We start from the raw sequence: 10,104 nt of genomic DNA on the forward strand, positions 1-10,104 counted from the left end.
CTACTTGCGCTTCGGGAGCTTCGAGCTCTCGGCGACGATGGCGCGATCGACCACCGTGAACAAGTAGGCGTCGGGCGACAGGGTGCAGCCGCCGCGCACCAGATGGGCGAGCTGGGCGCCCTGCTCGCCATCGGGGATCATGACGCCGCGCACCCGCGCCGAATGCTCCGCGAGGAACACGGCCAGCGCCTTGCGGGCTTCCGGGTTCATCGCATGCGCCTCGCGGCAGGTGATGTAGGCCGCCTGGTCGAAATTGAGCGGCGGCATCTGGGCCTGGGCGGACGCCGACACGGCGACGACACTCCCGACCGAAAGGGCACCGAGCGCGAGGAGAAGCCTGGAGGTCATCTGGATCTCCCTTACTTGCTGTTGCCGATGGCGGTGCCGCCGAGATAGCCGACCGCGCCGCCGATCAGGCCGGCACCGACCACCGCGCCGAAACTGCCGCCGGTCGCGAGGCCAATGCCGGTTCCGGCCGCCGCGCCGACGATGGCGCCCGTCTGGCCATCCGACAGATTGCTGGTGTTGCAACCGCCCAGGAAGCCCGCCGCGACGACCAGCGTCAGGATCTTCGTCTTCATCACACCTCTCCCCTTCACGCCGACGCCTCCGTCACGGAGGCGTCATGTCCGCCTTCACCCAACCCTTATCAGGATTGAAGATGTTGATCATGCCGGCTTTTTGCGCCGTCTCGGGCCCCAGGTCCTGCTGGTAGACCTCGCCCTTGTAGTCGACGATGAAGGTCATCACCCCGGTCACGCCGTAGCGCACCGGCCAGGCGATGGCGCCGAAACCGCCGATCATGCGGCCGTTGACGATGTAGTCGCGGGTGCCGCCGGGCGCCGCCGCGCCCTGGCCGTAGAGCAGGCGGAAATAGTAGCCATAATGGCCGTCGGGAGAGTTGCCGTCGGCCTGGGCCCGGGCGACCGCCGGCCCCAGCGGGCTCTGCGGCTCGCCGGCCTTGGTCTCCCAGTAGAGTCCGTCCTTCCGGCCGGGCGAGCTGAGAAGGCGCCGTGCATAGACCGGCGAGCCGGTCTTCATCGGATCCATGGCCGCGTAGTCGCGCTGGGCGTCGACGATGGCCAGCATCGTCTGCACCACGGCGGCTTCGTCATGGCCGATCTGGCGCAGGCGCATCTCGCGCCAGCCGGCGACCGTGTCGAAGCGCCATTCCGTGCCGTCCTTCACGATCGGAATCGGCAAGGTCCAGCCAGCCTTGCCGGCCATGATGGTCGCCTTGTCGCCGGACACCTTGACCTCGTGGCTTTCGTCCCAGGCGGCGAGATAGGCCTTCCGGCGCTCCTGCCGCTGCTCGGACGTCGTCGGGACGAACTCACTCCATTGCGGACCCAGCAGGGCCCCCAGCGCTTTCTGGTCGCCCTTGCGCACCGCGTCGGTGAATGCGTTGGCGGCCGCCTCGGCCGTCGGGAAGCTCTGGAGCCTGGCTGCCTGCTGGGCGACCGCCCCGCCGGCCAACCCACCTGCAAGACCGGCGAAGACGGCCAGGGCCAGAAGACCGCGCCGGAACATCGTGCCGCTCATCGCCGTCCTCCTCCCCCGAACCTTTCACCACCGCCGCCAAAGCTGCGGTTCCCCCAGGACTGGCTGCCGCGGTCGAAATCACGGCTGGCGCCGCTGCCGCCGCGGTTGATGTCGCCAAACGCGCCGCGGTCGCCGCCGGCGCGATTCTCGAAGCTGCGATTCTCGGCCGGGCGGTTTTCGGCCGGACGGTTCTCCCCGGCCCGATTCTCGCCAGGCCGCTGCGTGTAGTTGCCCCGCCCGTCGAGCTGGCCGCGGAACTGCTCGCGCTGTGCCGCCGAATCCGGTCGATGCTGGCCGAATTCCTGGCGCTCGGCGGGCGTGCGGTAGGGCACGCCGTCGCGATGCGCCGGATCGTGGTTCCACTGGCCGTTACGATAGCGGTCGGCATTGAAGTTGTTGGTGATGTTGGTCGCCCGGTTGACGTTCACCGTCGTGTAGCTGGCGCCCCAGCCGCCGCCGGCATAGCCCCAGTGCCAGCCGCCGAACATCGCGGCACCCGCAGCGACACCCAGGCCGAACATCATGCCGGTCATCAGCGCCGCGCCGTAGTTGGGCGGCGGCGGATAATAAGGTGGCGGATAGGCCGGATAGGGCCACGGACCATAGGCCCAGGCCGGGTTGTAGTAGGGGACGTAGAGCAGCTCGGGATTGGCCGGCTCGATGACGATCGCGCTGGCGCCGCCGCTCGACTGCGTCGTCACCGTCTGCTGCGGCGTCGACTTCAGGTTGCCGGCGGCCTGCGCCTTGGCGCGCAGCCGCTGGACGGCCGTCGCGACGTCCTTCTGCTGGCCGATCATCGCGTCGCCGAGTTTCTGGGTCCAGTCGAGCTGGTTGCTCATCATCTGCAGGGTCTGCGGAAACGCGGTGAGCGACTTCACGCTGACGTCCCAGCTCTTGTCCTTGACCGCAGCGACGGCGGCATCGCCCTTGAGGTTGGGATTGGCCTGCGACCAGCGCGCCGCCTCGACGACTTCCAGCGGATAGGTCGCGGCCATCAGGACCTGTGACAGCAGCGCGTCGGGATAGAGGGCGATGGGCGCCAGCATCTGGTCGAGCTGCTCGGTCGTGAACGGCTTGTTGGAGTCCTGCGCGCGCAGTCCGTGGAAGGGGGCGAAAGCGAGCGCGGCCGCCGACAATGCAAGAAGTTTGCGTCGTTCCATGTACTGCTCGTTCCCTCGCAAATGTCGGCAAAGAAGCCGGCGGAACACTACTTGCGAAAACAGCATCCCGTCCAGCGCAGCACCTCATCACATGAGACGATACACCTGTTCCGGCTCGTCCCTGCCCTTCACGTGCCGCAGCTCCGGCTTGGGCAGTTCGCCCAGCGCTTCGGGATGCTTCATCGCCGCGATCGTGTCGCCACTCACCAGGATGATCACGTCCTCGTCGGGGCCCATGAACTCCTTGCCCATCTGCTCGAAGCGCTGCGCCACGTTCACCGTGTCGCCGACCACGGTGTAGTTGACCCGTCCCGGCGCGCCGATGTTGCCCACGATCACCGGGCCCGAATGGATGCCGACGCGCAGGCGGACGGCCTTCTGGCCGGCGGCTATGCGCTGCAGATTGTCCTCGTGCACGACGCGCCCCATTTCGAGCGCAGCATGGACGGCGTGGTCGGCATGGTCCTCCATGGGAGAAAGGCCGCCCCACACCGCCATCACGCAGTCGCCGATATACTTGTCGATCACACCCTGGTCGTTCTCGATGCAGCTGCCGAGCAGCGCGAAATGATGATTGAGCATGTCGGCCGTTTCCTGCTCCGGCAGTTCCTCGGCCTGCGGCGTGAAGCCCACGATGTCGGTGAACATCACGGTGACGACCCGACGGCGCGACGCCACCGCATCCTCGCCCAGTTCCATCAGGCCGAAGACCAGGCGGCGCGGCACGTAGGCGCCGAACCATTTCAGCGCGCCGCGCGCCTTGTCGAGGCTGTGGCCGGCGTCGTCGATCTCGCGCAGCCGCGACTTGCGATGGAACGGCTCGTCGAACCTGAGCTGCTCGATCAGCTCGGCCGCCGAGGTCAGGGTACGGATGGACCGCGCCATGCTGAGCCCCATCACCAGGGCGAACAACGCGGCGACGGCCAGCGTGATGCCGCCGACGATCGCCCCGTTGGTCAGCCGGTCGAGGTCCCCGGTCGCGTCCTCGATCGGGAAATACTGCCCGACCAGCCAGGGTTCGGGTCCGAACCGCCTGAGCTCGCGATAGACGAACACCCAGCGCCGCCCGCCCTCCTCGACGACATGGCCCAGGGACCCCAGCGCCCGATCGATCTGCGGCGAACGGACCGGCGGATCCCAGATCTTGGCGAGGACCGGATCGTCCACCTCCTTGATGGTCGGCAAGGGTCGCTGCTCGGAAAGGCCGAGACCGCGAGGATCGATCAGCCGGCGGGCCGCCAGCACGTGATCACGGCCGACCAGGATGAAATAGCGCCCGTCGCCGCCGGTCTTGGGATCGCCGATGAGATAGGAGAGATCGCCGACCGCCACCGTGGCGATCAGGCCGCCGATGAAGGCATTGTCGATGCGCCGCACCGGCGTGCGCACGTTGACCACCGGCTGCTTGATCGTCTCGCTCCAGAACAGGGCGCCCCAGAACGTGTGCTGCGCCGTCTGGAGCTGGCGGAAGCGCTCCATGCCCTGCGGCTGGTCGACGAGCGAGAGCGATTCGCGCTCTATCGTGCCATCGGGCTCGCGCACGGCGCGGTGAAGCTTGAGATCAAGCGTGGCGAAGCCGACCGCCGAGACGGCGGGCACCTGTTGCATCATCACGGCCAGCAGTTCACGCACCGCGACCGGCGATTCGATGTCGATGCGGCCGCCGGCGGCGAGGGCCGCGACCAGCTCGAGCTGCTCGCTCACGGGATCGAGGCGGCTGCGGACCATCGCCACCTGGGCATCGACCACGCGGGCGGCCCGGTCGACCAGCAGCCGATCGGCAGTGCCGGTCGCACCGGCCAGCACGACGATGTAGGCGGCGCCGGAGATCAGCGAGAGCGAGACGAAGGCGAGTGCCAGCGCGGCGACCAACGGCAGCCGCCAAGGGCGGCGCACGGCGGCTTTCGCAGGAGAGGTTTCGGCAGTCTGGCTCACGCGGCGGGCATCATAGGATGTCCGCCGCGCGGAAGCGATGTCCCCTCAGGTCAAGCGGCGGCGCGGATGGCCGACTTGTTGACCTTGTCGTCGACGTGGCTCTCGAACTGCTGGAAGTTCTTCTCGAAGCGCTGGGCGACGTCGCGCGCGGCGCTGTCATAGGCCTTCTTGTCCTTCCAGGTGTTCTTCGGATTCAGCACCTCGCCGGGCACGTCCGGGCAGGCGCTCGGCACCTGCATGCCGAAGTGCGGGTCGGTCGTGGAGGAGACGGAGGCCAGCGTGCCGTCGAGCGCCGCGCGCACCATCGCGCGCGTGTGGCGGATCGACATGCGTTCACCGACGCCGAAGCCGCCCCCTGACCAGCCGGTGTTGACCAGCCAGCACTTCACGTTCTGGCGGGCCATCTTCTCGCCGAGCATCTTGGCATAGACGGTCGGATGGCGCGGCATGAACGGCGCGCCGAAGCAGGTCGAGAAGGTCGCCTGCGGCTCGGTCACGCCCTTCTCGGTCCCGGCGACGCGCGCCGTGTAGCCCGAGAGGAAGTGGTACATCGCCTGCTCCGGCGAGAGCCGCGAGATCGGCGGCAGCACGCCGAACGCGTCGGCCGTCAGCATCACGATGTTCTCGGGCGTTCCGGCGATGCCGGTCGTCGAGGCATTCGGGATGAAGTCGAGTGGATAGCAGGCGCGGGTGTTCTCGGTATGGGCGCCATCGTCGAGGTCGAGGCGGCTGGTCGCCGGATCGATCACGACGTTTTCGAGCACGGTACCGAAGCGGCCGGTCGTCGCATAGATCTCCGGCTCGGCCTCGCGGCTGAGCTTGATGACCTTGGCGTAGCAGCCGCCCTCGAAATTGAACAGGCTGTCCTCGGCCCAGCCATGCTCGTCGTCGCCGATCAGCGTGCGCGTCGGATCGGCCGACAGCGTTGTCTTTCCGGTGCCCGACAGGCCGAAGAAGACCGCGACGTCGCCGTTCGGGCCGAGGTTGGCAGAGGCGTGCATCGGCAGGACGTTCTTGTCCGGCAGCAGGTAGTTCAGGATCGTGAACACCGACTTCTTGATCTCACCAGCATACCAGGTGCCGCAGATCGCCACGACGCGCTCGGTGAAGTTCACCAGGATGGCGCAGTCCGAGGCCGTGCCGTCGAGCTTCGGGTCAGCCTGGAAGCCCGGCAGGTTCAGGATCGTGAACTCCGGCTTGAAGCCCTCGAGTTCCTCCGGCTTCGGACGCAGGAACATGTTGCGCGCGAACAGATTGTGCCACGCCGTCTCGTTGACCACGCGCACGCCGATGCGATGGGCGGGGTCGGCGCCGGCCCAGCAGTCGCGCACGAACAGGTCGCGGCGCTGCGCATAGGCGATCATGCGGTTGTAGAGCGCACGATAGCGATCGGGCGTGATCGGCTTGTTGGTCTTGCCCCAGTCGATGCGGCCCTTGCTCTCGGAATCCTCGACGATGAACTTGTCGTTGGGCGAGCGGCCGGTGTGGATGCCGGTGCGCACCACCAGCGCGCCGCCGTCGGCCACCACGCCTTCGTGCCGGCGAATCGCTTCCTGGTAGAGCGCGGGAACCTGGAGGTTCCAGTAGACATTGCTCAGGTTCTTGAGTCCGAGCGCTTCCAGTCCAAATTTGGGTACGATGAAGCCCGCCTGATGCACAGCGTTTCTCCTGCTTTCCGGCCGATCCGAATGGCGAAGGTATTTCAATACTATGCGCTACTGGCAGGGCTGCGGGGAGGCAAGCCCCTTGCGACAAGTTAGTGTCGACAGGCGTGTGAATCGGCCTTCGCACTCGCGAGAAGAATGCTGCGGCGCGAAACCGATGGCTTCGCCACGGTGAATCAGGGCATCGAGCGGGCCCTGGCCACCATGTTCACCAGAATCTTGCGCGCCTCGCCGGCCGCCTGCAACGGCGCATCGAACCCGAGGCGGGCCACCTCCCCTCCTCGCCGCAGATCGATTCCCTCGGGATCGATTCCCGTCATCTTCCAGCCGTCGCCGGCCCGGCCGAGCAACTTTGCGGCATAAAGCTGAATGGCATCCGCGTGATCGGCATTCATATGGTCGATGATGCCCGCCTCGGCCTCGACAAGGCCCTCAGCCTGCGGCGGGGCGAGTTCGGCCACATCGATCCAGCGGATCTTGCCGAAGCCGCCAACCAGATGGGCCCGCTCCAGCGCGATGCGATAGAAACCGAAATCCTTGAAGCCCGCATAGAGCGCGGCGTCCGGATGACGCGCCAGGAAGCGCGCCTTCAGCCGTTCGTCGCCGGTCCGCTCGACCCGGCCCAGCACGGTCACCCGCGGGCCCGTCAGCGGCTGGTCGAGCCCGCCGGTCCCGTCGAACAGCAGGGAGACGCGGCCGTCCGCCTTGATTGCCTTTGTATGTTCGGCCATATCGCTCATCAGAAGTATTGGCGACAGGTCGTGGTCGACCGCCACCAGGACCAGGGAGGCATAGGGCCAGCCGGCCGGTTCGCCCGGCAGGAGCGTGGCCAGGGAAGCCCGGTCGAGGGCGCGCAAGAGGCCGCGCACGGTGCGGGGCATGTCGTCTTGGGTCATATTCGGATCAAAAAAGCCGCAATTGTTCGTTGAATATCGTGGACCGGAAGGCGGCGGCGGCGGTCCAAGCTATGATAGCATGATACAAGAGCCGTTGTCCGCTGCAGGAGAAGCCAAGCCGTGCGCAAGAACATCGCCCTCGTTGACGACGACCGCAACATCCTCACGTCGGTGTCGATGCTGCTCGAAGCCGAAGGGTTTCAGATCAAGACCTACAATGACGGTGCATCGGCTCTGGAAGGCCTCAACCAGTCGCCCCCGGATCTCGGCATCTTCGACATCAAGATGCCGCGCATGGACGGCATGGAACTGCTGAACCGCATTCGCAAGACGCAGCAGTTCCCGGTGATCTTCCTCACCTCCAAGGACGAGGAGATCGACGAGGTGCTGGGCCTGCGCATGGGCGCCGACGACTTCATCCGCAAGCCGTTCTCGCAGCGCCTCCTGCTGGAGCGCATCCGCGCCGTGCTGCGCCGGGCCGATGCCGGCGGCGCCAAGGGCGAATCCGCCGCCGAGCGCATCGTGCGCGGCGAGCTGGTCCTCGACCCGAGCCGCCATCAATGCACCTGGAAGGGCAAGGAAGTACACCTCACGGTCACCGAGTTCCTGCTCCTGAAGTCGCTCGCCGAGCGGCCCGGGCACGTGAAGAACCGCGACCAGCTCATGGACGCGGCCTACGGCGAGACGATCTACGTCGACGACCGCACCATCGACAGCCACATCAAGCGCGTCCGCCGCAAGTTCCGCGAGGTCGATGGCGAGTTCGAGCAGATCGAAACGCTGTATGGCATCGGATACCGATATCGCGACTCCTGACCCCGGCGCACGACCGCTCGGGCATCAGACCACAGGCTCCCGGATCGCCACGGCGCTCGGCCGGCTGGTCCCGCGCATGTTGCGCAGGGCGCCAGCCGCGACCAGCGGTGCTGCACCGACCGGCGCGGCCGAGTCGCCGTCGCTGCTGCGCCGGCGGCGCAGCGCCGGCCGCGGCTACTCTCCGCTCACGCGGCGCATCCTGCTGCTCAACCTCATCCCGGTCGCGCTGCTGACGCTCGGTGCGGTCTATCTCAGCGACTACGAGGAGGAGCTGATCGACACCGAGCTCGCCTCGCTTCTGGTGCAGGGCGAGATGGTGGCGGCCGGCATCGGCGAGGTCGCGGTGGTTGGAGGCGAGACCACGGTGAACCGCATGGACACCGAGGCCGCGCGCCAGCTGCTGACGCGGCTGGTCCGTCCGACCGGCGTGAGGGCGCGCCTGTTCAGCGAGACCGGCGAGCTGCTGGGCGATTCGGCGATGCTGAACGAGCTGGGACGCATCCATGTCGTTCCGCTGCCTCCGCCCGAGATGCCTGTCGAGGCCGAAGCCGAAGCCAGCATCGGCGAGCGCATCAGCGACTGGATCGCCCGCCAGCTTTCCCGCGTCGACCACTATCCGGAGTATATCGACAAGCCCGTACCGACCCTGCGCGACTTCCCCGAGGCGGCCAGCGCGCTGCGCGGCTTCAACGCGTCGGCCGTGCGCAGCGCCGGCCAGGGACGGCTGATGCTGAGCGCCGCGGTGCCGGTGCAGCGCTACAAGCAGGTGCTGGGCGCCCTCCTCCTGACGCGCGACAACCGCGCCATTGCCGCCTCCTTGCGCGAAGTCCGCTACGACATGCTGACCATCGCCGCGGCAGCGCTCGGCATCACCGTGCTGCTGTCGCTCTATCTCGCCGGCACGATCACGCAGCCGATCGTGCGCCTCGCCCGCGCCGCCGACGAAGTGCGCCTGGCGCGCGAGAGCCGGCCCGAGATTCCCGACCTCGGCAAGCGTGGCGACGAGATCGGCGACCTGAACGACGCGCTGCGCTCGATGACCGAGGCGCTGTGGCTGCGGATCAACACCATCGAGAGCTTCGCCGCCGACGTCGCGCATGAACTCAAGAACCCGCTGACGTCGCTTCGCTCGGCCATCGAGATGGCGGGCCATCCCAATCTCGACGCGGAGCGCCGCGCCAAGCTGATGAGCATCGTCATGGACGATATCAACCGGCTCAACCGGCTGATCTCCGACATCTCCGACGCCTCGCGGCTCGACGCCGAGCTGATGCGCGGCGAGGTGCGGCCGGTCGATCTCGACAAGCTGTTGCGCGACATGGTCCACCACTATGCGGTGACCGCGAACCAGAAGTCCGGTGTCGAGGTCGAGTTCCGCGTCGCCGCCAATCCACCCTTCATCGCGCACGGCCACGACGGCCGCTACGGCCAGGTGTTCCGCAACGTCATCGACAATGCGCTCTCCTTCGCGCCCAGGGGCTCGCGCATCCTCGTCGAGCTGGGCCGCGAATCGCGGAACGGCCCGTTCGTCGTCACCATCGACGACGAAGGCCAGGGCATTCCCGAGGACAATCTCGAATCGATCTTCCAGCGCTTCTATTCCGAGCGTCCGACTGAACATTTCGGCCAGCATTCCGGCCTCGGCCTGTCGATCTGCCGCCAGATCGTCGAGACCTATGGCGGCACGATAACCGCCACCAACCGGCGCAGCCCCGACGGCAGGGTGCTGGGCGCCCGCTTCACCGTGCGGCTGCCCGCGGCCAGCGGCCGCAAGTGACGACCCGGGCGGCGATCAAGGTCACGACCTTCGTTCACGCGACCTGTGTCGCTTTGCGCGCCGGCAAGGGCTGGCGCGGCGTCCTGCTGCGGGGACCTTCGGGCGCCGGCAAGTCCGATCTCGCGCTTCGTCTCGTCGAGGCGGGCGCACGACTGGTGGCGGACGATCAGACGGCGCTCATCCACCAGGGCCGAACCCTCGTCGGCACGCCGCCCGGCACGCTTGCGGGCCTGCTGGAAGTCCGTGGTGTCGGTATCGTGAGGCTCGGCCGCGCCCAGCTTCTCGCGCGGGCGACGATCGCCCTGCTGGTGGAT

General features: G+C 67.5%; 9 protein-coding genes and 1 pseudogene. 3 read left to right on the forward strand and 7 right to left on the reverse strand.

Annotation, left to right across the window (positions count from 1 at the left end; genetic code table 11):
• The 7 genes from EPO41_RS28180 to EPO41_RS28210 form a co-directional block, all read right to left on the reverse strand.
• On the reverse strand, nucleotides 1–348 hold the full coding sequence (locus tag EPO41_RS28180) for an HdeA/HdeB family chaperone (protein WP_296332571.1): 348 nt from the start codon (nucleotides 346–348) through the stop codon (nucleotides 1–3).
• 11 nt (nucleotides 349–359) lie between these two features.
• The gene (locus EPO41_RS28185; RefSeq protein WP_295132463.1) at nucleotides 360–581 is read right to left on the reverse strand and encodes a bacteriocin; all 222 of its coding nucleotides are present in this window, start codon (nucleotides 579–581) and stop codon (nucleotides 360–362) included.
• Nucleotides 582–612: 31 nt separating this feature from the next.
• Nucleotides 613–1,542 (reverse strand): DUF2950 domain-containing protein, encoded by a 930-nt coding sequence (locus EPO41_RS28190; RefSeq protein ID WP_296332574.1) that lies wholly within the window; start codon nucleotides 1,540–1,542, stop codon nucleotides 613–615.
• Nucleotides 1,539–2,702 carry a DUF3300 domain-containing protein gene (locus EPO41_RS28195; RefSeq protein ID WP_296332577.1) on the reverse strand — a complete coding sequence of 388 codons (1,164 nt, stop codon included), beginning with the start codon at nucleotides 2,700–2,702 and terminating at the stop codon, nucleotides 1,539–1,541. The genes EPO41_RS28190 and EPO41_RS28195 overlap by 4 nt, the downstream gene beginning before the upstream one ends.
• Before the next feature lie 87 nt (nucleotides 2,703–2,789).
• A complete protein-coding gene (locus tag EPO41_RS28200) occupies nucleotides 2,790–4,637 on the reverse strand; it encodes an adenylate/guanylate cyclase domain-containing protein (RefSeq protein ID WP_296332579.1) in 1,848 nt (615 codons plus the stop codon).
• A 50-nt stretch (nucleotides 4,638–4,687) separates the two neighbouring features.
• Nucleotides 4,688–6,295: a phosphoenolpyruvate carboxykinase gene (locus tag EPO41_RS28205; RefSeq protein ID WP_296332581.1), complete on the reverse strand. Its 1,608-nt coding sequence runs from the start codon at nucleotides 6,293–6,295 to the stop codon at nucleotides 4,688–4,690.
• A gap of 182 nt (nucleotides 6,296–6,477) precedes the next feature.
• A complete protein-coding gene (locus EPO41_RS28210) occupies nucleotides 6,478–7,197 on the reverse strand; it encodes a DUF2470 domain-containing protein (protein WP_296332584.1) in 720 nt (239 codons plus the stop codon).
• 120 nt (nucleotides 7,198–7,317) lie between these two features.
• Between EPO41_RS28210 and EPO41_RS28215 the strand changes: the two genes are divergently transcribed.
• The 3 genes and pseudogenes from EPO41_RS28215 to EPO41_RS28225 form a co-directional block, all read left to right on the forward strand.
• A complete protein-coding gene (locus EPO41_RS28215; protein WP_296332585.1) occupies nucleotides 7,318–8,013 on the forward strand; it encodes a response regulator transcription factor in 696 nt (231 codons plus the stop codon).
• The gene (locus EPO41_RS28220; RefSeq protein WP_296332587.1) at nucleotides 7,982–9,790 is read left to right on the forward strand and encodes a stimulus-sensing domain-containing protein; all 1,809 of its coding nucleotides are present in this window, start codon (nucleotides 7,982–7,984) and stop codon (nucleotides 9,788–9,790) included. The genes EPO41_RS28215 and EPO41_RS28220 overlap by 32 nt, the downstream gene beginning before the upstream one ends.
• A pseudogene (locus tag EPO41_RS28225) lies at nucleotides 9,787–10,104 on the forward strand (serine/threonine protein kinase); the annotation flags it as partial. The gene EPO41_RS28220 and the pseudogene EPO41_RS28225, both read left to right, overlap by 4 nt.

The organism is Reyranella sp., assembly GCF_004297265.1.
Taxonomy (GTDB): domain Bacteria; phylum Pseudomonadota; class Alphaproteobacteria; order Reyranellales; family Reyranellaceae; genus Reyranella.

Bases quoted from the DNA above. Each gene is read 5' to 3' on its own strand.
- EPO41_RS28180 (WP_296332571.1), bottom strand. From the start codon at position 348: ATGACCTCCAGGCTTCTCCTCGCGCTCGGTGCCCTTTCGGTCGGGAGT.
- EPO41_RS28185 (WP_295132463.1), bottom strand. From the start codon at position 581: ATGAAGACGAAGATCCTGACGCTGGTCGTCGCGGCGGGCTTCCTGGGC.
- EPO41_RS28190 (WP_296332574.1), bottom strand. From the start codon at position 1,542: ATGAGCGGCACGATGTTCCGGCGCGGTCTTCTGGCCCTGGCCGTCTTC.
- EPO41_RS28195 (WP_296332577.1), bottom strand. From the start codon at position 2,702: ATGGAACGACGCAAACTTCTTGCATTGTCGGCGGCCGCGCTCGCTTTC.
- EPO41_RS28210 (WP_296332584.1), bottom strand. From the start codon at position 7,197: ATGACCCAAGACGACATGCCCCGCACCGTGCGCGGCCTCTTGCGCGCC.
- EPO41_RS28220 (WP_296332587.1), top strand. From the start codon at position 7,982: ATGGCATCGGATACCGATATCGCGACTCCTGACCCCGGCGCACGACCG.